The following is a 23,126-nucleotide window of genomic DNA, read 5'->3' as shown; positions in this document are numbered from 1 at the left end:
ACGCTCTCATAGAGTAGTACCGTGTCCATCAAGTCAACAGAGCCAGAGATTATTCGAGATAGCCGAGATCTTTTAAATTTTCTTCTAATTCTTGAGCTTCATTGTTATTCCATTTGTGCTCGTCAGACTCAAAGTAACCATACTTATTTGTTCGGAGAATATCTTTTGAATCAAAATATTTTTGATCAAAAAGATTACTCGGGAGTGAACCGTCGATATGATTTGGTATAGGAGTATCATTGACAAACAACAATATTGGTAGAATATCTATAACTGTGAAATCCAATATATCAGAAACATTGTTATTAAATGCAGGTCCCTGAGCAATAAATATTCCTGCCATCCTATGATCACCAGATCGATCTCGTCCATGTTGGGTTGATTTGGTTAAGAGATGCTCACTTGGCCCACCAACAATCGCGTAACGGTCTGAAACATTAAGAATGATATCAGGCGCTTCAGATGTTGCCCAGCCATGATACATCTCATCAGCTCGAATAACGGTATCCAACAATTGCTTATCCGTATTTGGATGAGTCAGTGAACGGAATTTTTGAACGAGCTGGTCAACGATTGTATCATATTCTTCAGTTTCTACTGATCCTTCCTGAAATTTTGACTCTAGATTAATATAGATCGATTGTCCAGAGACAGTACTAAAGAACGCGATTGTGTTTTCCCAATCATAGTTTGACTTTTTAAATGAAGACAAATCTTTACCATACTTATATACATTATCAGGAGTAATGGATCTAACATACTCTTCAGCACCTGTCTTTTTTATAGCAGACCAGAGTATCCAAGTAATGTTCCCCACTATGGATCTCTTCTGAGATGATTCCTGAGATTTATCTTTCCACTCAAGATAGCCATTATTCGAAAGATAATACTCGACGTTTATATCTGATTCAAGAGGACCAAACCCATGATCGGAAATCAATACTATATTCGTGTTCTTTGAGGTTCTTTGAAGAATTCTTCCCAATTCACGATCAAATAATTCATAATATCTATAAATGGCATCTTGGAATTTCGAGGGATCATGACGTGAGTGAGATGAGTCCATATACTTCCAGAAGAAATGTTGAATCCGATCTGAGCCATCATAAACAGTCATGACAAAGTCTGTATCGTGAGATTCGAGGCAAGATAATAGCATATCAGTTTGGTATGTAACAATATGGTGGAGATTATCGCGTAGCCGTTCGAAATTTCCATCCGAGATCAAATGGCTATCTTCAAGAAGATCGGCTGGTCTTCCGACTGTTTTTCGTAAATCATCAGGATAAACAGATTCAGATCCCGATCCTGGAGCCGGGAATCCACTGATAAAGAATCCATCAACTTCTGGGACGGGATATGTAAATGGTAATTTGAATAATCCCGTAGAGATACCGTGATCGTTCAGTATCTTCCAAAAAGGAGTTGCTTTTCTATCACGTGAATTGATTGAACGACGACTATAATCTTCTTCGAACGTACTAAAATCAAATATCCCGTGTTTTCCGGGATTCACACCAGTATATATTGAGTTCCAGGCGAGCGGAGAAACTGGAGGCATCGTAGACTGGAGGTTCCCGCGACATCCATCTTTGATCAGTGAGGCTGTATTGGGCATACGCCCTTCCGATATCAGGTGATCGATAATGTTCCATTCGCCTCCGTCGAGACCAACTACTATCGTATCCATAGTGTATTCTTTAGTGTTATCTAAGAGTTATGTATTTCTTCCAAATACAGTTCAACATACTCGTACAAACCCTCCAGGAGTGACTAAAAAATTTCGATGTCTTCATGTTGCAGATCATTGTGAATGTCTGTGTGATCAGACCACGTATAGAACCCGTGTGCGACATAGTGCTTTTCGTTTCCGACATCGGAGGTACTGTAGAAATGTTCAAATGCTCCAAGCGATCGTCGTATCTCGATATCTAATCCGAGTTCCTCGTTTGCGATCCAATGAGTTGCTTCCTCTAGTTTCTCACCTTTCTGAACCCGCCCACCCGGAACGAACCACTCGCCTTTCGCCGGTTCGTTCGAGCGCTTCCCGAGTACGATTCCGTCCGGACATTCGACGACGAGGTCGACCGACACAATCGGCACGTTACGGACGATCGTCTCCCACTCGTCCTCCGGAATCGACTCACTCATGGAGCCCCCCCGGTTCGCTTCGTACGACTCGATAGTTTCTCGGAGGCTTTCCCAGAACTCGGACGAGGCCTCCCAGTCGAAACGCTCCTTCGCCCGAGAGGTATCCAATTTCCGTCGCGGTTGCCCGTCCGGCTTCGACGTGTCCCACTCGACATCACCTTCGAATCCCGTTTCCTCGACAATAACGTCGATCAACTCCCGGATGGAGATCTCCTCGCCGCTGCCGAGGTTGACCGGTTCCGAGGAATCGTATCGTTCGGTCGCGTCCAGAATACCTTCGGCGGCGTCTTTCACGTAGAGGAACTCCCGAGTGGGTTCCTCAGTTCCCCACGCAGTGATCAACTCGTCACCCCGTTCTCAAGCCTCGATACACTTCAGGATGATGGCCGGAATGACGTGGGCGGTCTACAGATCGAAATCGTCACGCGGCCCGTAGAGGTTCACTGGGAGAAGATAGATGTGTTGAACTCCTACTGCTTGCGATACGCGCGCGACTGCGTGAGCAACGCCTTCTTCGCGATCCCGTAAGGCGCGTTCGTCTCCTCGGGATACCCGTCGAAGAGGTTCTCCTCTTTGAACGGGATCGGGGTGTGATTGGGATAGGCACAGATCGTTCCGAGGATCGTGAACTTCCCGACGTCGAACTGCCTCGCCTGTTCGATCAGCTCGATACCCATGACCGCGTTGTCGTAGAAGTACGACCCAGGTTCTCGCGGTTCGCTCCAATACCGCCGACGGTCGCAGCGAGGTGGATGAGGATGTCCGCGTTCGAGTCCTCGAACGCTCGCTTGATGTCGTCTTTCTCTCGGAGGTCGTACTCGTCGCTTCGTGGGACAAAAACGTCGACGGTGTCGAATCGAGATTCGAGGTCCTCAACAAGATGGCTTCCAGGGAAGCCCGCACCGCCGGTCACCATCACGGTCGTGTCGTCCCAGTAGTCGTGTGTGCCGGCACTCATCGCCAGTCCACCCGTCCGTACCAACTGTCGGGATTGTTCGCGTACCAGTCGATGGTCCGTCGGATCCCCTCACGCCAGGGGACTTCGGGTTCCCATCCCGTCTCCTCGTGGAGCTTCTCGTATCCGACGAGTAGTTCTTCGACGTCGCTGTCTCCGGGACGGAAGCGATCGTCGTCCTGGACGATCTCGGGGGAGTCCCAGTACCCGTGTTCGGCACCGACGTCGAAGATCGTCTCCGTCCACTCGCGCATCAAGACGTTTTCGCCGTACCCATAGACGTACTGCTCGCCAGGGTTTCCTTCAAGGGCGACGTTAATGTGTCCACGGACGCTGTCGGTGACGTAACACATGTCTCGTTTGGGCGTGAGATTTCCGAGTTCGACGATGTCGCGTTCGAGTGCCTGCGTGATGATCGTCCCCGTGATGTACCGAGGGTTCTATCGTGGCCCGTAGTTGTTGAACATCCGCGTCGTGACGGTTGGCAGTCCGTACGCGTCGTGGAAATTCATCGTGAGGAAGTCCGCCGCGAGTTTGGACGTGGCGTAGACGCTTGTCGGGTTGACCGGTGACCGCTCACTGAGGAGCACGCGCTCGTCGCCGTCGAACTGGTGTTTCTCGATCATTTCCTCTTTGACGTTGCCGTACTCTTCGCTCGTGCCTGCGGTGTCGAACTTGGCGATGTCGAGATCGAGGTTGACAATGGACTGTAACAAGTTTAGTGTTCCAGTGATGTTGGTGTCAACCGTTTCGTACGGTCGTTCCCACGACTCGCCGACGTGCGCTTGCGCACCGAGATGAAATATCAGGGAATCACTATGTGGTTCGAGTGCTTTGAGGGCTGTTTCCACGGAGTGTTTATCACGGATATCGCCGCGGTGGAGGGTGATATCGTCGGCGTGTTGGCGAATGTTTTGAGTTCGACGCTGGAGGTCGCCCTGACGAACGCGTGGACATCCGCGTTCGCTTCGATCAGCCTATCAACGAGATGAGAACCAACGAATCCGTCAGCCCCAGTGATGAACACGGGGCGTTCGGCGAGTTTTAGACCGATATCCATAAAAGTAGATAAATTTTATTAGTTAATTTAATCTTTCTATCTATGAGTATCTATTATCTATATGAAGATATGTGGATCGTACTTGATAACCGAAATGCTTTTTATTATCAATAGTATTCCACAATTGTGTACAATCCGTTGCTGTCAATCATTACTCCATCATACAATCAATCTAACTTTATAGAGCAGAACATACGTTCTGTGAAACAACAAACCGAGGATCTAAATGAAGAAGTTGAGCATATCGTTGTGGATGGTGGTTCTACTGATAGTACCATCGACATCCTCGAACAGTATGAGGACGATTATAAACTTCGATGGGTATCTGAGCCAGATAATGGCCAATCCCACGCGATAAACAAAGGAATCAAGATGGCGCGTGGAGAATGGCTGGGCTGGCAAAATTCGGATGATTACTATCTGGAAGGATCTTTTGAAGCTTTGCGAAACGCTATACAGAGTTCACGACAGATTGATGTACTGTATGGTGATGTTCTGATCGTTGACGAGGATGGTGCGGTAATAGATAGACGCTACATGACTAAACCATCAAAATTTGTACAACGCTATTGGTCGTTGTTTGCTAGGAATCAGGCAACGTTTTTTCACAGAAATTGTTTCAAGAAACTTAATGGGCTCAATGAGACATTAGAATACACTATGGACGCTGAGTTATTCTGGCAGATACTCAATACCGATGTCGACGTGACGCATGTGCCACGATTCTTGGGAGCATTTCGGATTCAAGAAGATGCAAAAACAGCAGGGAAGCTCTCAAATGACCATATAGAGGAGCGAAAAAAAATATACGGCGAACCTTGGTACGAAGCAGTTGTCCCTCAGCGAGCTTTGCAGACGGCAGCACGTGGATTAAAGCTCTGGTACCTTCTGACCGAACAGAGGTGGGAGCCCATTAAATATAATTTGGTAAATTCGATCCAAGGATAATAAATGACACATAATTACCAGCACAGATCGGGGATATTCACTTCATGGATACGAAAACTCAGCCACATACTAATAGCGTTACTAGTGCTAAATACGTTCTTTTTGAGGGGATATAAGCTACCCGAGTATATTCCTTTTCTCACAACTACATCGTACGGAATTCCGATTCTGATACTTCTTCTCACCAGTGTTACTTTCTTTTCTGTAACACTGCAACAAGTAACAATACCGAGACATATAGCAGTCTGTACTTTTTTACTAATTTCATTACCAATAGCTTCACTAGCTCTAAATACAGTAGTGTATACTCGCCCCGATGCCGTTATTATTTTTTTCTTTGAATATTATCTAAATATTGTTTTGTTCCTATCAGTCGTCGTAGCCGCGAGACACATAGACGAAGATATTATTCTAAATATACTTTTAATACTCGGTATTGTTCAATCGCTGGTACTCATCGATATTGCACTTGGCATGGATGCTATTCGTCGAATAGGTAATACAGAACTGCCTATCGGTGTTAATCACCTCTCTCATGCGTTAGGTGCTGCGTTCGTGATCGGAATTACGAAATATCAATATAATAAACATCACAAAAAACTAATTATCTTGTCGCTTTTGATTCTTGCTCTCGGGATAGCATTAACCGGATCTCGTTCTAGCATTATAGGAGTCTCCCTTGCAATTGTTGCTCTGTTCAGTTTACAGAACAAATCCACAATCATCAAGAATATCCAAGTAGTCACTATAATCCTGTTTGGAGTAACTGTATTCGGGGTGGTTTTTGTCAACTTCAGTGGAGGCGGTATAAACCGCTTCACTGAAGGGATTTTATCGTCCCTACTCGGTCGCTTCGATTTATATTTGGAAGCGTTACGGGAACTATCCAGTGGACCCATAGCGTCACTAATAGGTATCGGAGTCTCTAATTACGGACACACACCTGGCGGATCACTAGTCGGAGATCCTCACAACTTTTGGATCAGTCTGACTCTCTATCTCGGAATCCCAGTTGGCTTGGCGTTTCTTTTTTTACACCTATTAATTGGGAGACAACTAATTCAAGTGATTATCAATCAAACAGATCAAAAAGAGACAGAGATCGCAATATTCCTTATGCTAATCGTCGTATCAACGTATATTTTTTTCTCGGGTCGTGTGACACGTATATATACAATTTGGATCGTACTCGGCCTAGCTGTCAGCCGTTATACCCAGTATCTGAACTGCTCGTGACTCCCAAGTATGGTTTTCAATTACGTATTTACGTCCACGCTCACCCATAGCTTTGCGCTGAGAAGAGGAAAGATCCTGTATATCAACTATGTTATCACATATCTCACTGGGAGTATGATCAGATAAAAGTACACCGCACTGAATCTTATTTATGAATTCAAACTCAGAGGATCTTGTGACAATAATTGGCTTTGCACAGGCCAAGTATTCGTAGCATTTTATTGGGTTGGACGGGCGTGCTGAATCTATACCAGCATAAAGAACATCACATATATTCATATATTCTTGTACTATCTCATGCTCTACATAGCCTGTGAAGGTGATTTTATCATTAATACCAAGGTTACGCGCTATGTTTTTCAGATGAGAGATTCTGGGTCCATCTCCAACTAATAATAAATGGACAGAATCCGAAGATTGTTGAACCAGATTAAATCCTTCTATCAACTGTGTAAGCTGATGTCGCTTTCGAAAGCTTCCAACAAAACCAATAACGAATGTAGAGTCAGAGATGTCGTACTGAGAGCGAATATCCACATTCGAGATTGGTTTGAATTTTGTTGGGTTGACAGCATTTGGGGCAAGAGACACATGTCGTGTCGATAGAAGTGGGAGGTTGTCTATACCTCTTTCAATTTCTGTATACGCTACTAAGACCTCCGTACTAGTCAATACGTTCATATATATATTTACAACTGCCATCGGTAAAATCCACGTGGGGATTCCTGTTTTAAAATGCCCACGTACTAAAAATACGTGGTCCGTTTGAACCAAATAGCTGAGAATTCCAGGAAATAATAATGTAGGATGATATCGTGTTACTACGAGATCTGGTCGATGAGTTAGTACTAGTGATAGGAAGTGGATGACGAGCAAAGGTTGTGCGATTATGTGAAATAGATAAGGATGTTCGGTTTTTGAAGGTAATTCTTTGTGTGATACTGCTTTCTCGTAAGTACTCGTTGGAGAAACAATCCTAAGATGAGAACGATCAGAGAGGGATTCCACTAAATTCCGGGTAGCAATATTAGCTCCAGAAGTCCCGTTCAAATCGACATGAGTTAACAATATAACAGATTTGTCATTCATGATAGGGCGTTAGGGAGTTTTCTACATCTATCGCAATCAGTATACCGATTACTACTTGAAACAGAAGAAGTTAAACTACACCAGCAATCAAAAAAGACCCAATGACCAAAACTATTATAATCGGACTTGACGGAGCGACTTGGGATATTATCCATACATTACTAGAAAACAATCGTTTGTCAGAGTTAGCGGCTATTATTGATCAAGGGAGGACAGGTACACTCGAAAGCACCTTTCCACCCATCACCGCCCCTGCCTGGCTCTCGATGGCGACGGGCCAAAATCCCGGAAAGACCGGCGTCTTCTATTTTCTCAACCGTGACGATCCGGACTCGTTCGACTTCGAACCCCTAGGCTCGGACAAGTTCCAAGGGCAGAGCTTCTGGGACGTGCTCGCCGCACGCGATCAATCGGTCGGGATCTTCAACTACCCGATGCTGTATCCCCCCTACGAGACGGATGGCTTCATGGTGAGCGGGCTCGGGTCGGATGCCGAGGACACGATCACGTATCCGGAGTCACTCGGAGCAGAACTCGACGAGGTGACGGACGGGTACCAGGTGAAAGTGCCATACGCCGATCCGAAGTATCAGGGACGACCCGACGAACTCGAACGAGACCTGCTTGACATCGTCGATAAGCGCGAACGGGCGATCGAGTACCTCTTGACCGAAAAGGATCCGGACCACTTCTTTGGAGTCATCAGCGCGACCGACTGGGCACAACACTACTTCTGGCGGTACCACGATGAGGATCACGTGCTCCACAAATCCGGAACCGAGTTCAGAGAAACACTCACTCGAGTGTGGAAACGCGTCGACGAGACGGTGGGAAAGATCGCCGAGCGAGCAAAGGAAGACGATGCCCGGCTCTTCCTCGTTTCCGACCACGGCTTCGGGCCGGTAAATCGGACGTTCAACTCAAATAACTGGCTGAGACGCGATGGATTCGTGCAGGAAGCGGACGAGTCCATGCTGACCAAAGCTCGAACCCAATACTTCCCGTATCTACGACGGGTCGGCGAGGGGATCGTCAGCGTCGTCCCGCAGCTCAACGACTTCGCGAAGTCGATTGGAGAATCGATACGAAAAACTCCAGGGGAGAACGTCGATTTCGATTCGAGCGTCGCGTTCGCTCCACGCCAGAACCTCACGTGCGGAATGATCTACATGCTCTCGGATCGAGAGGCGGACAAACGAGAGGTGATCTCGAAACTCGAGCAGGCCGTGGCAGAAGATTCCGTAGCAAAAGACATCCAGATATACGAGCCCGACGATCTCTATGAGGGCCCGAAAACCGATCTCGCCCCAGACCTGTTGTTCGAGATCGACGATTTCGAGTGTGCGGTCGATCCGCGATCCACCGCCGGTGACGAACTGTTCTCCACGGGACCTCCCTCAAAGGCACGAAACGGCGGGCACAACCGCGATGGGATATTCATCGCATCCGGGCCCGATATCGAGTCTGGATCGGATCTCGAGGCACGGATCTACGATATCGCGCCGACGCTTCTCTATCTCCACGATCAGCCGATCCCGGAAGAAATGGACGGAGACGTGCTGTTCGACGTCTTTGAGTCGGGCGAAATCGACGGGCAAACGGAGAGAGTTCCGATCGACACGCTCGTAGAGAAGGGAGACGACGTCGAACGTGATGACGACGAGGAAGTCCAACAGCGGCTCGAAGATCTTGGATATATATAAGCGACCGATAAAATCGAGACAGAGCCGATCCCTCGACCCATGACCAATATCGCCCTCATCGTGATGGACACCGCCCGGTACGACTCGATACTGGATACCCGGGCGGAGCTATCGACCTTCGAGACGCTCCGGGAGGAAGGTACGACGTACACCTCCGCGTTCGCGAGCGCCCCGTGGACGCTCCCCTCACACGGAGGGATCTTCTCCGGGCGGTACTCGTCGGGACACGGCGCGAGTGCGGCCGCGAAACGATTTCCAGAGAGCGTTCCCAGCGTCGTCGAATCGTTCGCGAACGCCTCCTACGAGACGGTCGCCGTCTCGAACAACACCTGGATCAGCGACGAGTTCGGGTTCGCCCGCGGCTTCGACACCTTCCGGAAGAACTGGCAGTACATCCAGTCGGACGTCGACTTGGGGAAGATCGCCCGGGAGGAGGAGGGCTTCGACAAGATACGAGGCGTTGCGAGACAATTGTTTGACGGGAATCCGATCGTCAACGCCGCGAACGCGGTGTACGGACAGTTCGTCAGGAAGCGCGCTGACGACGACGGAGCGAAAAGTACCAACCGATGGGTGGTGGATTGGCTCAAAGACCGCGACGACTCGAATCCATTCTTCCTGTTCATCAACTATCTTGAACCACATCTCGAATATCGGCCACCCGAGGAGTACGCGGAAGAGTACCTCCCCGAAGGTGTGAGCTATGCGGAGGCGATGGAGGTCAATCAGGACGCCTGGACGTACATCGTGAACGAGGTCGAGATGACCGAGCGGGATTTCGAGATCCTCGAAGGGCTCTACCACGCGGAGATCGCCTACCTTGACGAGCAGATCGGCGAGCTCCGCCGTCTCTTGGAGGACGCGAATGAGTGGGAGGACACCGTCTTCGTCGTCACTGGCGATCACGGGGAAAACATCGGCGATCACGGTCTCATGGACCACCAATACAGCCTCCACGACACGCTAATTCACGTGCCGCTAGTGATCCACGGTAGCGCGTTCACAGGTGGCGAGACGGTCGATGGTCTCGTTCAGTTGACCGATCTCGCACCGACTCTCCTCGATGCGGCCGGAATCGAGAACGACGAGTTCACTGAACAGTCGCAGGGACGGTCATTCCATCCGGACACTGAAACCGAACCACGTGAGTACGCATTTGCCGAGTACTTGGCTCCACAACCCTCGATGGAGGCGCTCGAAAAACGCGTCGGCGATCTCCCCGAGGAAGTGTACGAGTACGACCGATCGCTCCGAGCTATTCGGAGCGAAGACTGGAAACTGATCCGGGGTTCGGATGGATCAATCGAACTCTACCACGTCGCCGAGGATCCCGACGAACTTCAGAACCTCGCTCCGGATCGTCCTAAGAAAGTCTCCGAACTCGGATCAGAACTCGACACGTGGCTCGACTCTTTCGACCATGCCGACACCGCAGGCGACGTCGACATGAGCGACGAGACCAAAGATCGGCTGGAGGACCTCGGCTACCTTCAGTAGACGATCGACTCCAGATAGGCGGTCGTCTTCTCGACAGTCGATCGCCATCGATGGCTTCTGACTCCCTGTCCCCCATCAGTCACGGTCTCGTCGAGAGATTCCACGATCGCTCCCGTAAGTGCCCCGTCCGAGGTGGATTCCACCGTTCGACCACCAGCGTCCACGATGTCCTCGATCTGTTCGAGTTGACTCGTGACGGTTCGTGTCCCGCTCGCCATCGCCTCCAACACCGTCCGCGGCACCCCCTCCGCCCGACTCGGCAACACCAACACGTCCCCGCTCCGGTACACCTTCGGCATCTCGTCGTAGGGCACGTGCCCGAGGAATGTCACCGGCTCCCCGATTCCCAACTCGCTCACCTGCGTCTCCAGTTCTTCACGTAACCCACCCTCGCCACACAGATACAGCTCCGCGTTCGGGTACTCGTCTAACACCTCTGCAAACGCCTCGACAGCCAACCACGGCCGCTTCCCGTCCGTGAACCGCCCGACGAACAACACCACCGGGCCCTCGGCGTCGATCAGCTCGCTCTTTGGCCCCTCCGGCGTGAACCGCTCCGTGTCGATCCCGTTCGCGACGACCTCGATCCGCGAGCTCACGCCTAGGTCGCGCACGCGTTCCTTGTCCACGTCCGTATAACAGAACACCACGTCCGCCTGATTGAACGTCCACCGCCCGACCGTTTTCAGATACAGCGTGAACAGTCGCTCCGGCGCGTTCTGCGTGTACAAGCCGTGGTTCGTGATCGCCAACGGAATGTCCCCCAGACGCCGTTTCAACGCCGCAAGGTTCGTCACGAAGTAGCAGTGCGAGTGCGCGTGCATCACGTCGAATCCCTCGCGGTCGGCGTGCCACAGGAAGCGGGCCACCGCGGGCGAGACGTCGTTGCCCAGTAGGGTCACGCCGGGGTCGACCCGGTAGATCGTGTGCCCGTGCGTCTCCTCGACCCGCGGCAGCGAGTCGTCCTCGCGCGTCGTGAGTACCGTCACGTCGTGGCCCATCGCCGCCTGGTCGCGACTCATCGCGTGGACGTGATAGTCGCCGCCGCCCTTCGTGTCGGGGTAGATCCACGGTGTGACCCGGAGGATTCGCATTCGATCACGTGATTCCGCGTCGGGGTACAAGAACACCCCGACTTCCGGCCGGAGCCAGTCCGAATCGAACGTGACTGGTGGTGGATATACTGGTCGCTGACACAGACACTCCACTGTGTCGAGTGTTCTACCGACGGTACGATCGTACCTTGATCACGGAGTGCTATCTGTTTCCCACCCCACGCGTCGAGTGTTCGCTCGGTTTCAGAGCAGGTGTCGCACGCGCTGTGGCAGCGCGAGTCCTTCCGAGTCAGGACCTCTTGAACGGTCCGCAGATCAACGCTGAACTCGTGCCCGTAGTGCTGTCCGCCGCGTCTCCCCTCGTTGCGCGACTGTCGGTCGAGAATGCCGAGTATGGCGAGGTCGACAAGGTGGTCGTACATCCACCGCCGGACCAGTAGATCGATCGCCGAGTGACCGGCGATCGTCCGGTAGCGGGGGTATATGTCTGACCCGAGCGGGGGTCTCTTCTTCAGGCGCGATCTGAAGCGTGGCCACGAGCGCGAGATGCCCGTGCTGGGTCAGTTCGCTCATCCCGTGTTCGATCCGGCTCTGTTCGATTTCGTCGTGAGCGGCGTGAGCGTGCGACTCCGTGATCGTCGAGTCATCTCCCTGTCTAGCCAGTTCGCCCGCGTTGTACATGATGTTGAGCGCCTGCCTCGCGTTCCCGGTGTCCTGTGCGGCGAGCACCGCACAGAGTGATCTCATGCCCGTCTCGGCCGCGACATCGAACAACGTCCCGTCATCGCGATCGACGAACAGAACCTGACGGTGGTCACCGCTGCTCTGGGTATACTCGATACTGATCGTCTCCGGATTGAGATTGTGGCCGACCCCTCGGCACGGTGTGGTTGTGTTAGTGTCCTCATCCGTCTCGTCAGCGATCCGTGCGGGTCACTGCCGTCAGTAGCCGCCGCCGTGGGTGGCATCGCCTCGTCGGCAGCGCGTTCACTATCGTAGGTCGTCTTGGTTGGCTCGTCCATATGTCATACATTTTGACGTGATCTTGTCGTCACCGAAGAACTACTCTGTCTGTCAAGTAGCGCTGCGGTCAGACTTCTCGTGGATCAGTAACTAATTCATATAATCCGCCTCGATTCAATTGCGTTACCCACCCGGCGGTTTTCAGATTTCGAAGGGCATACTCTACCTGTCCCTTATCGAGATCTGAATGCTCTCGGAGGTAGAGTGGATTTACTCGACCCCATGGTCGATTGCCATCTCTTCCCTGCTTGAATAATTCAAGAATGACCTCCTCGCGCTCGTTCGGTTCATAGTTTTCGTTCACCATCTCTTGGTTCGGAGTTCTACATCGCGCAATATAATCCTCAGCAATACGATTTCCCAATGCCAACCGATTGCTAAGCATTTTGTTTAGCAAAATATTAAGTACCACCAAGTCATAGAGGAGAACAGGAAGTACGGGACACCGGTCGTAAGTTGGCCGGGACGTGTTGGAGCACGTCCGACCGTGCTGCCTGGAGCCAGACAGCATGTGTAACTCAACACGCAGTCCGATTGAACGCTGCGATCCCCTGCCAGCGGCAGTGGCGGGTGTACCAATATCGTGTGACACCTATCGTCGGTTGTTCACTCACGCCGAGTCCCTGAGGTTGTCACGACTCTCTACGTACAAGCAGCACATCCTCACAATAGCCCGTCGGCCACTGTCTTCGTGGCAAGTACGGCAATCCAATCACTCCGACGATACTACTGTCGGAGGCGACAGCTAATGCAGCGACATCGCAGCAGCAGATCGGTCGCACATCTTCAGCAACTCACACGCATCTCACTCAACACAGAACAACCAGCTTGCCAAGTGTGTAAGCAACCCTTCCGGGAAGGCGACGATATCACCGCCTACGCCTATCGGGCTGCGGGCGAGCCCACGTACGCGATCGGCTACATCATGTGCGGCTTCGACAGCCACGAACACCCGACAGTATTCACACGTGGCGTTCGTGAATACGTCCTCACAGGCCACATCGGAACGTGTGCTGACACCCGCGCACAATCGACGACATACGTCTTACTCGATCCGACGATCGTCGTCACCAGCCCCACGGCAACCTCAAGCGCACACGTCCACCCGAATGCCTCGACGGAGCGGCTACCAACCCACCAACACCAGCGGGAACCAATACCGCTGCTCACCGTTATCCAGCACCACGCCCGCCCGGATGACGACTCCGCATGCGAGACTGAGTGGGTGTCAAAACTGCCCACCGCCTCGGATCGCCCTAACGCGAGCAAATCGGACGCCGACTACCAGCAGACACACCGACACGATGATTGACGACATCAGCCGTGACGTGTTCGTTCGCATCCAGACTGACCTGTTGGTGGTCAATGACTCGATCATAACTGACCGCCATCACGCCTCAAACGGCAACTATAACGACGACGACCCACAGAACCAGATCGGCGGCATCATCCCTGCGTTCCCGCTTTCGGGCTGGCTCCGTCACGGGATGGAACGCATCGTCACCGAGTACGACGGCACCGCTTGCCACCCCGGCGAGGCCAACGCGAACTTCATGAAGGACGATGTCTACGAGCGCGATCTCGAAGATGGCTACCACGAGAAGGGCGCATGCATTGACGATCCGGAGGACGACCACGGCTGCGTGGTCTTCGACCTCTTCGGCGGCTTCGACAACCAGCCAGGGAAAGTGATGCGTCGGCCGATCAAGTTCAACCCCGTCCGCTCCAGCGTGGACTACACTCGCGGACAGGCCGAAGGCCACTACCGGCGACTCAACCGGAATATCGTCTCCCGCAATCGGGAAGACAACCGCGAACCGCTCCGGAACGCCGAGGTGGACGCTGTCGCCAATCTTGACGGCTGCTGGCACCTCTCCTTCCGGGAGGTGAAACCGGAGTTCATCGGCCTGCTCGCAGAAGGGATTGACTTCCTCGATGGACACAAGACGGACTTCATGCACCAGCTGGGCGGCGCGCGGAACTTCGGCGCGGGAATCGTCGATTGCTATCTCATCAATCCGCTCTACGAGGAACGCGAACTGAAGCGCGTCTTCGACCGCGGGAAGGGCAACACAAACGCGATGGACGAAAAGGACAACCAGTGGGCCGCAACGTACCGCCCGACGTTTGTGGAGGCACTGGAAGAACGCATCGAGGAGGGACCGTAGATGGGCAAGAACGCCACTCCCAGCAACTTCCAAGGCGACGGCAGTCAGGACGTGATGGTCGCGGCCTATCGACATGATGCCCACAAGCTGAACGGCAAGACGCATGACGCGGCACCAGACACCTTCCACGGTATCTCAGTGAACCAGACTGTCCCGCACGGCGCGGACGGCAACGCGGCGGCGCTCTCACGACCCACTGGGAAGCCCGAGCAGACGGTGGACACCCATGAGACGCACCACCGACTCTCGCTGCTGACGGGCGAGTCCTATTACCACTCCAAGAAATTCTCCCGCCCACGCCTCTCTGAGGCCATCACCGATCTGTTGACGGGCTCCGATCCTGAAACGATGCATCGGGCGTGGCTCATGTCAGACGTAGCGAGCGGCTTCAACGAGAGTATCTACTACCCCTACACGAGTCTGAAGTACCACACGCTGCTCGTGGCAGCGCTCTTGTACAACTACCGCGCCGGTCACGAGTTCGCCGATCTCCTCTTAGTCGTGGACGACGCCGAGGAGATCGTGTCCCACCGGACGGTCTACGCAGGCGACCGCTTCGCGCTCCGGATTGACGAGAACACGAACGGGCAACCGTGGGCCCGCCTTGGAAGCCGTCCGTGGCGGTCGTGGGCGTCGGCATGGAAGCGTCTCACCGCACACCCGCTCGACGTCAACCACGACAAGCATGACATGATGCTCGATGCGAACCTCCGGCGAATTTGGAGTTGGAGCACGGCGCTCCAGTATCTCGAAGATCTCGAAACTCGGAGGGCGAATGCGTGACCCGCATCCAGCAGGTTCATTGGGAACTCGATATGGACTACCTCGGGCATCCCTACTACGTCTCGGGGAACGCAATCTCCCACGCGCTTGGGATGTACTTAGAACACGACATCCACCAGCACATCAGCGCCAGCCACGGGATGTTCGTCCCCGGCCAGTTCGGGAGGTTTCCTGAGGAACACTCAACGAGCGGAACGCGCCCGTACATGGGATCGTCGCTTCCCGACGTGGAGAGCTACGACGACTTATTCCTCTTCCGACACCCCGACCATCCGTGGCTACTCGATACGCGTCCCCGTGACGGGCTGAACGCTCATGACATCCGGTTCCAGAGCGGAATGCCGGCGCTAGCTCACGAGACAGTCATGGGCCAGCCCGCTGACGCTCGGAAACAACAACAGACCACACGCTGGTACGTGAATGCCTACTTGCACGCCGATGATCCGGACGTTCTGCCCCTCGGTGAGGACGTGCTAGAGGGCCTCCAGTTCGGCGGCAAACGGAACTACGGCTACGGGACGACCACGCTGAAAGATACGCAGGTCGTTGACCTGGAGGCTTTGGACTACTCGCGTCTCGAAGACAGTGAGGCGCTCATCCTTGAACTCGTGACGCCATTCGTCCTTCGGTCGGAGTACCCGAATGCGAACAACGTGAACGTGCCTTGGTGGTGGAGCGTAGATGACGAAGCACACCTGCGCCACCGACTGGAGAAGGTCATCGAGGGTGACGATGTCTACGAGTTGGAGACGGTCGATCACGGCGTCGTCGTCGGCTATGGCGGTGATCGTCCGGTGGAGACCGCGATCTCCGGGGTCACCCGCGTCGGGACCCACTCGAAGTACGGCTTCGGAGAGCTTCGAGTGACACCAGTCACTCCGGATGAAACGAACGCTAAGAAACGCCTAGCAAAGCCGACATCGGAGTACTGACAACAGAACAATGACCGGCAAGGGCTCTGAAGTGTCTCGTTCGGTCAATTCATATAAAGTAGATCACATTGTAACAACAAGGAAACAGTCCGTCTACGGAATCCACTCGGGGTACCGCATGTTGTTCGAAGACCGGCCCGCTAAGCTGTGCCGGCGACTCCCCTACGAGGTCGAGTCCGACACACAACTCGATCTCACGATGTCGTGGGTCATCGCCGGCCCGACGGCGACGACACTCCGCGATGAGATCACCACGGCGCTGAGCGAGGAACTCGCTACCGTCCGCAACGCAATCGCCGACGGAACCGAAGCCGCACCCACACTCGAGATCCCCGTCGTCGACGGTACCACCTACCCGGCCATCCGACGGGTGATCGACGAGATCGCGACGGCCCACGACGTCCAGTGGACTCCCAAGCAAAAACACCGGCTCGTCCGGCTGTGTCTCAGGTCGTTCGGCCCGTCGGACACGCCACAACAAGCGTGTCCCTACGACGTCGTGGGAAGCCTCTTGCGGGCGCGAGCCGAATCCCGAACGCCAACCCCAGCCGACGTCGAACGCGCCGCAGCAACCCTCAAAGCGACACGCTTCCGGCCGGATCTCACGCCGACAGCGACCAAGCTGTACGCCACACTACTCAGAGCCGACAACCCGCTGGGCCGTACCGAAATACTCGAACGAGCCGACATTTCTGCGAGTAGCTACGATCGTCGACTCGAAGATGTCCGCGCGCTCGACCGTGTTCACGCCGTCCAGGTGAACGGCCACCGCCGGTGGACGACGACGGAGTCAGTCCACCCAGACATAAGGACACCACCGGTAACGGCGTGGCTCTCGGACCACAGCGACCAGCCCACACCATCGTCGTCGACGAACCGACACCCAGCCACCGCTACTGGACCGACGACTCCAGCCAGTGGCCACACCCGATGGCACTCTCACGCCGAGTGGGACAGACGCCCACCCATCTCACTCGCCACCAATCCCAGCGACACCATGTGTCCAATAAACACACCCACCGACAGCCGACAGCCGCACAGCCACCAGCAACGCCACCAGACCCACCCAATGTCACCAACTATCACCCCCACGACAGCAGCTACACCACCACAACCACCCCAACGTGACGGAGGCTCCCACCAATGAGCGAACCAGCCCTCGATCTGGAGACGGTCATCAGACGTGACCGCCCGCCAGAGGTGCTCGGCAGCATCCAAGTCGATACAGTCGCCGACGACACGCGGGTGACGCTCAGTTTCGGCGACGACCGTGATATCATCTACGCAGTGCTGTCCCCAACAGAAGCCAAGACGATCGCCACCGCTCTCAAAGAGACAGCCGTCGACGCTGAAGCAGCTGCCACTGTGGAGGAACAAACTGATGAGTGACAACACTCGCGATCTGACAGACAGAATCGACACTGTCGGCACGCCCGACGATACCAGCGATCCGGATCACGACCCGACAAACGGGCGCTGGTTCGAAGAGGAAGTCGCCGACACGCTCGAGGAGTGGGGGTACACCACGGCCCGCAACGAGCAGCTCTTCGGGCTCGAAACCGACGTGATCGCGCGCCGCGACGAGTTCCGTGGTGAGCCCACAGATTTCCTCGTCGTCGAGTGTAAAGACTGGCACACCACCCCCGTCCAGCGTGACGCTGTCGAAGCGATCGCCCTCCGGGCCGCCCTCGCGAGAGCGATGCCCGTGCTCGCGATCGCCTGCTACGTGACCGCCGGTGCGTGGGAGTTGGCCCAGCAACTTGATGTGCGAATCCTCACCGAACAGGATCTCTGGAACGACCGTCTCCGACCGCTGACCAAGCGCCGGCCCCCACGCGGGACCCTCTACGCACGGCGGGAACCGCTTATCCAAGATTTACGTGATCGGTTACCACTCTTGCTCCACCGGAAAACGCGGCTCGACATTGAGGCTCCAGTGTTCTACACCGCCGGCGACGGCCCGTGTTATGTCCCAGATCGCGAGGGGAACACGACGTACGTTAATGCCCGCGAGAGTGAGTACGACTTCAGATAGGGTAGAGTCACAACGAGGGTGTAAGCTAACCCACCGCTTTAGGTGTGGGTCCAAGCGACAATCCGTCACTCAAATTCGTCTCGAGCGGACTCGATCTGTGTGGTCAAGTTCGGAATCTCTTCTTGGATGGTTGCCCAGACGATCTGTAGTTCGACGGTTGCGTATCCGTGGATCAGCTTGTCGCGCATCCCAGCCATTTCTGACCATGGCACATCATCATACTCTTGACGGATATTATCAGGAACGTTCTTCGCTGCTTCGCCGATCACCTCAAAATTTCGGAGTACCGCGTCGACTGTCTTTTGATCCTCGGTGAACTCTTCGTAGGTCATCCCTCGTGTATATCGCTTGATCTTCTTGACGCTGTCAAGAATATCATCGAGATAATCCAGAACCTCAGTCATACCAAGACGAGATCGTCACTCACGCGAGTCTCAACCTGTGGCTTCAACGAATCTTTTGTCACAAGATCGACCTCGATACCAAGCTTGTCTGTCAATTCGTTTTCCAACCGAACGAGATCGAACAACGTTACTGGTTGCTCGAAGGCGACGAGTATATCGAGATCGCTGTCAGGCTGTTGTTCTCCACGCGCGTACGACCCAAAGATACCTAACTCGCTGATCGGATACTCCTGCTCAAGTTTCGGCTTAAGCTGTCCGAGTCGGGCGGAGATGTCTTCGGTTGCCATGGGACATCTACGATTGTGCTGGTTAATTACTTTGGGCGACAAGTGACACTTCAGGCTCACGTTATTATATCGGGGTTCGATGTCGTTGTGGTCCGGTGGCATCTCTATACCCCTCCTTGAGACTGAGCATAGATGTCTTGCCGCAGCTCCTGTAGTTGGGGCGACGTGGTGAGTACCAATCCCTCATCGAAGAGCTCTGAAAGTTCAGCTCCGTGTGAGATCGCTGTTTCCGGCGTTTCAACGAGAACCTCAAACTCGTAGCGATGACCGTCAAATGATTTGTCTTCAATCTCACGCGCGAGCGATGTACAGATGCGCCGTCCGTAGGTGAGATCCCCATCAACGATGACAAGCAGGTCAATATCACTTCGGCGGTCTGCTGTTCCGCGAGCGACACTCCCGAAGAGAATGGTCCCGAGGAGTTCATCAATCTCCTCATCGTCTTGAATGCGGCTCTCGAGATCATCAAGATAGGACCGGATTGGCGTCCGGAACTTCGGCTGTGGTATCGAAAAAACAGGATCTGATCGCTGAAGATGATCGGCATCAACTGTGATCTGAGCAGGTCGTTGATCACTCACAGCGATTACACCGAGCTTCTCAAGGAGCGTGACTGACCGGGAAACCGATGAGACATCCGACCCTGTAATCGATGCGAGTTCTTGCTGTGTAAACTCCTCGAATGGATTGTTCACGAGGTGATGAAGAATATCCTGCATTGCCTGATAGCGGAAAACCCGCTCTTCGGGAAATGGGAAGTCCAAAATCACTCCTGTTCTTTTCATGATACGCAATTATTTGTACAATGTGAAAACTTTTCGGGTAGGCTTTTGAGTTAGCTACGCAGAATTTTCAGTAACTCCACACAGACAAAAATAAAATCGATTCAACACTTACGAGACCGGTTGCCACTTTTGCTCCACCGGAAAACACGCCTCGACATTGAGGCTCCAGTGTTCCACACCGGCGGCAATGGCCCGTGTTACGTCCCTGATCGAGAGGGCAACACGACGTACGTCAACGCCCGCGAGAGCGGGTACGACTTCAGAGAGTAGGGTTCTAGAGAGTCCGTAAGAAGTGGTCGTAGCGTCTCGTCTCGGTACGTCCGACCGACTGGATGGTTTGGTGGGTAGCCCGCGTTTCACGCTGTTAGAGCGACCCGTGTCGCTTCTCGAACTCGTGGTGCCAGTGATTCAACTCCAATCCGTTCCAGAAGGTGCCTGTTGACGTGACGGCGGCATTTTCGATCCGGGGTCAACGCTGAGGACTGTGCTGTGTCCGCCGTTGCCTTCGTCGGCAGTCTCGAATTCCACGTCCGCCTTTGTTCGGACGTGAAGGTAGCACTCGCCGTCGCGGTAGTGGAATTCTGCGCCCGTCCCTTCGTAGTCGTCAGTACACAGATACTCTGAGTGGGGCGTCTCGCGGTTCCCGTCGGGGAAGACGTACTCGGCGGTGATGCGCCGTTCAACGGTTGGGAGTGTCGCGTGGTCATTGTTGAACGTCGCACACCGCTTGTCGTAGACGAGCGTCGGCGCGAAGAAGTACGGCTTTCCACCGCGCTCGCGTACTACCACGAACACTCCTCAGAAATGTGCACGCTTCGTCGCAACCGTGAGGAGACGAAACGAACGCTCGCGTCAGAAGCGCTTGTCCCGCTACACACTGTCTAGTGCGGTTTGTTTCTGTAGTGACAAACACTTCTACTCGTGTTCGTCACAGCACTGCTCGAAAGAGCGAGACATATGCTTCGGCGTTCCCGTCACTGATCGCGGAGTCGATCCCGGACAGCTGTGAAGCGAACAGGACCTGTTTCGCCCGCTGCGGCCAGCTCATTTGCCGACTGGAGTTGAGAGTTAATCAGCAGATTCTGTTGACGTGACCACTCTTCATCATCGTGGCTACGGACGTACTCGGCCCAGCGCTTGATCATCGCCCGCCGTTGCTCCCTGTTCTGACGGTAGGCGTCCTCAAACTTGTCTGAGTTCATCATAGTAGTCCTCAACTCCAAGTTCTGTAACGTATTGTTCGAGTGCTTCCATATTAAATCGTTCCTCGAAGGTGAGATATAGGTGGAGCGCATCCTCGAAATCCTTCCCGCTGAGACTGTTCGCCGTTTGTGCGAGTCGAAGTTTGTATGCGATCTGGAGTTCGAGTGGGCTAATCTCGATCTGACTGTCATCGAATTCGACGGTAAGTTGGTTCGAAAGTGCCTCACGCTCAACGTCGTTTGAGACGAACCACGTCTCGAAGTTCGGGTACATCTCCCCTTCCTCTGCAATCCGGATCCGATCTCCATCACGCAACATCGAATACATTTCAGCAAGTGGCATCGCCATTCCCCAGTATCCTCGGTCTTCAACTTCGGTGACCAGCTGTTCAGTCTCCGTTTCAGAAAGGGCCTCGAGAATGATGTCGATATCCTCTGTTGATCGGGAGCGACCATTGACATCCTCCCCGCGCTGAAGCGCGAGGATTCCCACGGCACCGCGCCGCTGGGTTGGGATATTGTGGTTTACGATGTTACCTGTTCTTGAGGCGCGAATGCGCCAGTTTCCTTGTCAAACAGGAACGTCGATGGCTGTGCCAACCAGCCGTTACTCCTATTCACCGACAAACTCGGTGAACTCGGAGATACTTTCTGTCGAATGTTCTCGGCTCCGTTCACGTCTGCGTTTGCCGTCGTTCCGCACTCGTCACAGACGTACAACCCGCGTTCAACACGGTTCGCATCACGCTTGCGACCGCAACACGAACACGACTTCGACGTGTTCTCCTCGGAGGCTTCTTCGACGGTGATTCCGTCCATCTCCGCCTTGTATTCGAGGAGGTCGGTAAACCGGTCGAATGCCCACGAGTGCAAGTCGAGGTTGCCGTGTCTTCCCCAGTTTTTCGACTCGTTAGTGTTATGGTCTTCGCGGATCCCCGAGAGATCTCCCACTACGATCGTTCCAACGCCTTCCTCAACACACCGTTCAACAATATGTTTCGAGAGCGTATGGAAATAGTGGGTGCGACGAGCCGACTTCTTTTGATTCAGCCGGCTAGCCTGCTCGGAGTTGGAGTCATCGCACTGGGCGATCTGCCTGCTGAAGTAGTAGTCGTCCTGCTTCAGACAGTTCAGCGGATACAGCGCGCTGTGGCCGTCTTCATAGGCAAGCGCGGCGAAGTTGTTGATCCCGAGGTCAACACCAACGGTCTTCTCACCGGGGGCTTCAGCCACGTCGAGTTCGACCTTACAGACGAAGTGTAGTTCCCATTCCTCACCCGTCCAAACTGTCCGAACCTGTTGGACGTTCTCGACGGTCGAGAGATCAACGTCGGGGCGAGTCTGGTACTCACAGAGGATGAAGTCCGACCAATATTCTTTGAGATTTGACCCTTTTGAGAGCCGAACACGGTTGTACTGAGTGTCGAGTTTGAAGCCAGCGGCTTTGAACGTCACCGTGCTTCGTGGGTGTTCGTCACCGTGTTTGCGGTAGCCGGGCGGGTTCGCTTTCGTGTCCCCATTGCGTCGTTTACCGTACCAACCGTTGAACGCTTCAGCAAGTTCTTGAATGACTCGCTGACTTGACTGCGAATGCAGGTCATCGTAGCGTTCGTGGGTTTTGAGGTACGTGGTGAGTTCGTTGTGGTTGGGGATGTGATCGATCTCATCCCAGATCCGACCACACGTCCACCGTCCGACGTTCCAGAGTTTCGAGGCGGCAAACCCGAGCGAATCGAGATCATCTCGCACCCGAGACTGGTTCCGTATGGAAGCAGAGTAGGTGCGGGTGACGACCTTTTTCGCCATACGTAAC

General features: G+C 53.7%; 23 protein-coding genes and 3 pseudogenes. 11 read left to right on the top strand and 15 right to left on the bottom strand.

Annotated features, from left to right (window positions below; all coding sequences use genetic code 11):
* Nucleotides 1-49: 49 nt before the first annotated feature.
* The 4 genes and pseudogenes from EXE46_RS09060 to EXE46_RS17390 all read right to left on the bottom strand — a co-directional run bounded on the left by EXE46_RS09060 (nt 50) and on the right by EXE46_RS17390 (nt 4,166).
* A complete protein-coding gene (locus tag EXE46_RS09060) occupies nt 50-1,690 on the bottom strand; it encodes an alkaline phosphatase family protein (protein WP_137688077.1) in 1,641 nt (546 codons plus the stop codon).
* A gap of 83 nt (nt 1,691-1,773) precedes the next feature.
* Nucleotides 1,774-2,445 carry an NUDIX domain-containing protein gene (locus tag EXE46_RS17675; protein ID WP_306462188.1) on the bottom strand — a complete coding sequence of 224 codons (672 nt, stop codon included), beginning with the start codon at nt 2,443-2,445 and terminating at the stop codon, nt 1,774-1,776.
* A 176-nt stretch (nt 2,446-2,621) separates the two neighbouring features.
* Nucleotides 2,622-3,067: pseudogene (locus EXE46_RS17395) on the bottom strand (NAD-dependent epimerase/dehydratase family protein).
* A gap of 38 nt (nt 3,068-3,105) precedes the next feature.
* Nucleotides 3,106-4,166 (bottom strand): annotated as a pseudogene (locus tag EXE46_RS17390) (GDP-mannose 4,6-dehydratase).
* Between the two features lie 126 nt (nt 4,167-4,292).
* Here EXE46_RS17390 and EXE46_RS09040 point away from each other — a divergent pair.
* Both EXE46_RS09040 and EXE46_RS09035 read left to right on the top strand, forming a co-directional pair.
* Nucleotides 4,293-5,114, top strand: coding sequence for a glycosyltransferase family 2 protein (locus EXE46_RS09040; protein ID WP_158413939.1), 822 nt, complete (start codon nt 4,293-4,295; stop codon nt 5,112-5,114).
* 300 nt (nt 5,115-5,414) lie between these two features.
* On the top strand, nt 5,415-6,350 hold the full coding sequence (locus tag EXE46_RS09035) for an O-antigen ligase (protein WP_137688075.1): 936 nt from the start codon (nt 5,415-5,417) through the stop codon (nt 6,348-6,350).
* On the opposite strand, the gene EXE46_RS09030 is transcribed toward EXE46_RS09035, so the two are convergent.
* Nucleotides 6,309-7,439 carry a glycosyltransferase family 4 protein gene (locus EXE46_RS09030; protein ID WP_137688074.1) on the bottom strand — a complete coding sequence of 377 codons (1,131 nt, stop codon included), beginning with the start codon at nt 7,437-7,439 and terminating at the stop codon, nt 6,309-6,311. The genes EXE46_RS09035 and EXE46_RS09030 overlap by 42 nt on opposite strands.
* A 101-nt stretch (nt 7,440-7,540) precedes the next feature.
* Between EXE46_RS09030 and EXE46_RS09025 the strand changes: the two genes are divergently transcribed.
* Together EXE46_RS09025 and EXE46_RS09020 are read left to right on the top strand one after the other, a co-directional pair.
* Complete coding sequence (locus EXE46_RS09025; RefSeq protein ID WP_137688073.1) at nt 7,541-9,142, top strand: alkaline phosphatase family protein; 1,602 nt, start codon at nt 7,541-7,543, stop codon at nt 9,140-9,142.
* Between the two features lie 39 nt (nt 9,143-9,181).
* Nucleotides 9,182-10,639 (top strand): sulfatase, encoded by a 1,458-nt coding sequence (locus EXE46_RS09020; protein WP_137688072.1) that lies wholly within the window; start codon nt 9,182-9,184, stop codon nt 10,637-10,639.
* Here EXE46_RS09020 and EXE46_RS09015 read toward each other — a convergent pair.
* The 3 genes and pseudogenes from EXE46_RS09015 to EXE46_RS17725 form a co-directional block, all read right to left on the bottom strand.
* A complete protein-coding gene (locus EXE46_RS09015) occupies nt 10,633-11,733 on the bottom strand; it encodes a glycosyltransferase (protein WP_137688071.1) in 1,101 nt (366 codons plus the stop codon). The genes EXE46_RS09020 and EXE46_RS09015 overlap by 7 nt on opposite strands.
* Nucleotides 11,658-12,179, bottom strand: coding sequence for a hypothetical protein (locus EXE46_RS17730; protein WP_394348191.1), 522 nt, complete (start codon nt 12,177-12,179; stop codon nt 11,658-11,660). The genes EXE46_RS09015 and EXE46_RS17730 overlap by 76 nt, the downstream gene beginning before the upstream one ends.
* Nucleotides 12,180-12,312: 133 nt before the next feature.
* Nucleotides 12,313-12,468: pseudogene (locus EXE46_RS17725) on the bottom strand (cell division control protein Cdc6); the annotation flags it as partial.
* Between the two features lie 997 nt (nt 12,469-13,465).
* Here EXE46_RS17725 and EXE46_RS09000 point away from each other — a divergent pair.
* The 7 genes from EXE46_RS09000 (at nt 13,466) to EXE46_RS08970 (ending at nt 18,635) form a co-directional block, all read left to right on the top strand.
* A complete protein-coding gene (locus EXE46_RS09000) occupies nt 13,466-14,029 on the top strand; it encodes a hypothetical protein (protein WP_199234135.1) in 564 nt (187 codons plus the stop codon).
* Nucleotides 14,022-14,885: a hypothetical protein gene (locus EXE46_RS08995; protein ID WP_137688069.1), complete on the top strand. Its 864-nt coding sequence runs from the start codon at nt 14,022-14,024 to the stop codon at nt 14,883-14,885. The genes EXE46_RS09000 and EXE46_RS08995 overlap by 8 nt, the downstream gene beginning before the upstream one ends.
* Nucleotides 14,886-15,668, top strand: a complete 783-nt coding sequence (locus tag EXE46_RS08990) for a hypothetical protein (protein ID WP_137688068.1) — start codon at nt 14,886-14,888, stop codon at nt 15,666-15,668.
* Nucleotides 15,665-16,600, top strand: coding sequence for a hypothetical protein (locus tag EXE46_RS08985; RefSeq protein WP_137688067.1), 936 nt, complete (start codon nt 15,665-15,667; stop codon nt 16,598-16,600). The genes EXE46_RS08990 and EXE46_RS08985 overlap by 4 nt, the downstream gene beginning before the upstream one ends.
* A 118-nt stretch (nt 16,601-16,718) precedes the next feature.
* Complete coding sequence (locus EXE46_RS08980; RefSeq protein ID WP_394348189.1) at nt 16,719-17,747, top strand: hypothetical protein; 1,029 nt, start codon at nt 16,719-16,721, stop codon at nt 17,745-17,747.
* Nucleotides 17,744-17,989 (top strand): hypothetical protein, encoded by a 246-nt coding sequence (locus EXE46_RS08975; protein ID WP_137688066.1) that lies wholly within the window; start codon nt 17,744-17,746, stop codon nt 17,987-17,989. The genes EXE46_RS08980 and EXE46_RS08975 overlap by 4 nt, the downstream gene beginning before the upstream one ends.
* Entirely contained in the window at nt 17,982-18,635 is a 654-nt protein-coding gene (locus EXE46_RS08970) for a restriction endonuclease (protein ID WP_137688065.1), read from the top strand. The genes EXE46_RS08975 and EXE46_RS08970 overlap by 8 nt, the downstream gene beginning before the upstream one ends.
* A gap of 65 nt (nt 18,636-18,700) precedes the next feature.
* Here the strand turns inward: EXE46_RS08970 and EXE46_RS08965 are convergent, their stop codons facing one another.
* The 7 genes from EXE46_RS08965 to EXE46_RS08935 all read right to left on the bottom strand — a co-directional run bounded on the left by EXE46_RS08965 (nt 18,701) and on the right by EXE46_RS08935 (nt 23,119).
* Nucleotides 18,701-19,039, bottom strand: coding sequence for a DUF86 domain-containing protein (locus EXE46_RS08965; protein ID WP_137688064.1), 339 nt, complete (start codon nt 19,037-19,039; stop codon nt 18,701-18,703).
* A complete protein-coding gene (locus EXE46_RS08960) occupies nt 19,036-19,326 on the bottom strand; it encodes a nucleotidyltransferase family protein (protein ID WP_137688063.1) in 291 nt (96 codons plus the stop codon). The genes EXE46_RS08965 and EXE46_RS08960 overlap by 4 nt, the downstream gene beginning before the upstream one ends.
* A gap of 104 nt (nt 19,327-19,430) precedes the next feature.
* A complete protein-coding gene (locus EXE46_RS08955; RefSeq protein WP_137688062.1) occupies nt 19,431-20,111 on the bottom strand; it encodes a nucleotidyltransferase domain-containing protein in 681 nt (226 codons plus the stop codon).
* A 408-nt stretch (nt 20,112-20,519) separates the two neighbouring features.
* Nucleotides 20,520-20,900 (bottom strand): hypothetical protein, encoded by a 381-nt coding sequence (locus EXE46_RS08950; protein WP_241981521.1) that lies wholly within the window; start codon nt 20,898-20,900, stop codon nt 20,520-20,522.
* Between the two features lie 185 nt (nt 20,901-21,085).
* The gene (locus tag EXE46_RS08945) at nt 21,086-21,313 is read right to left on the bottom strand and encodes a hypothetical protein (protein ID WP_137688061.1); all 228 of its coding nucleotides are present in this window, start codon (nt 21,311-21,313) and stop codon (nt 21,086-21,088) included.
* Nucleotides 21,294-21,806 carry a hypothetical protein gene (locus EXE46_RS08940; RefSeq protein WP_241981520.1) on the bottom strand — a complete coding sequence of 171 codons (513 nt, stop codon included), beginning with the start codon at nt 21,804-21,806 and terminating at the stop codon, nt 21,294-21,296. The genes EXE46_RS08945 and EXE46_RS08940 overlap by 20 nt, the downstream gene beginning before the upstream one ends.
* A 32-nt stretch (nt 21,807-21,838) precedes the next feature.
* On the bottom strand, nt 21,839-23,119 hold the full coding sequence (locus tag EXE46_RS08935; RefSeq protein WP_137688060.1) for an RNA-guided endonuclease TnpB family protein: 1,281 nt from the start codon (nt 23,117-23,119) through the stop codon (nt 21,839-21,841).
* Nucleotides 23,120-23,126: the final 7 nt, after the last annotated feature.

Source organism: Halorubrum sp. GN11_10-6_MGM, assembly GCF_005435165.1.
In the GTDB taxonomy this organism is placed as follows: Archaea; Halobacteriota; Halobacteria; order Halobacteriales; family Haloferacaceae; genus Halorubrum.
Note: the sequence above shows the minus strand (reverse complement) of the source record. Positions and strands in the feature narration are given on the sequence as shown.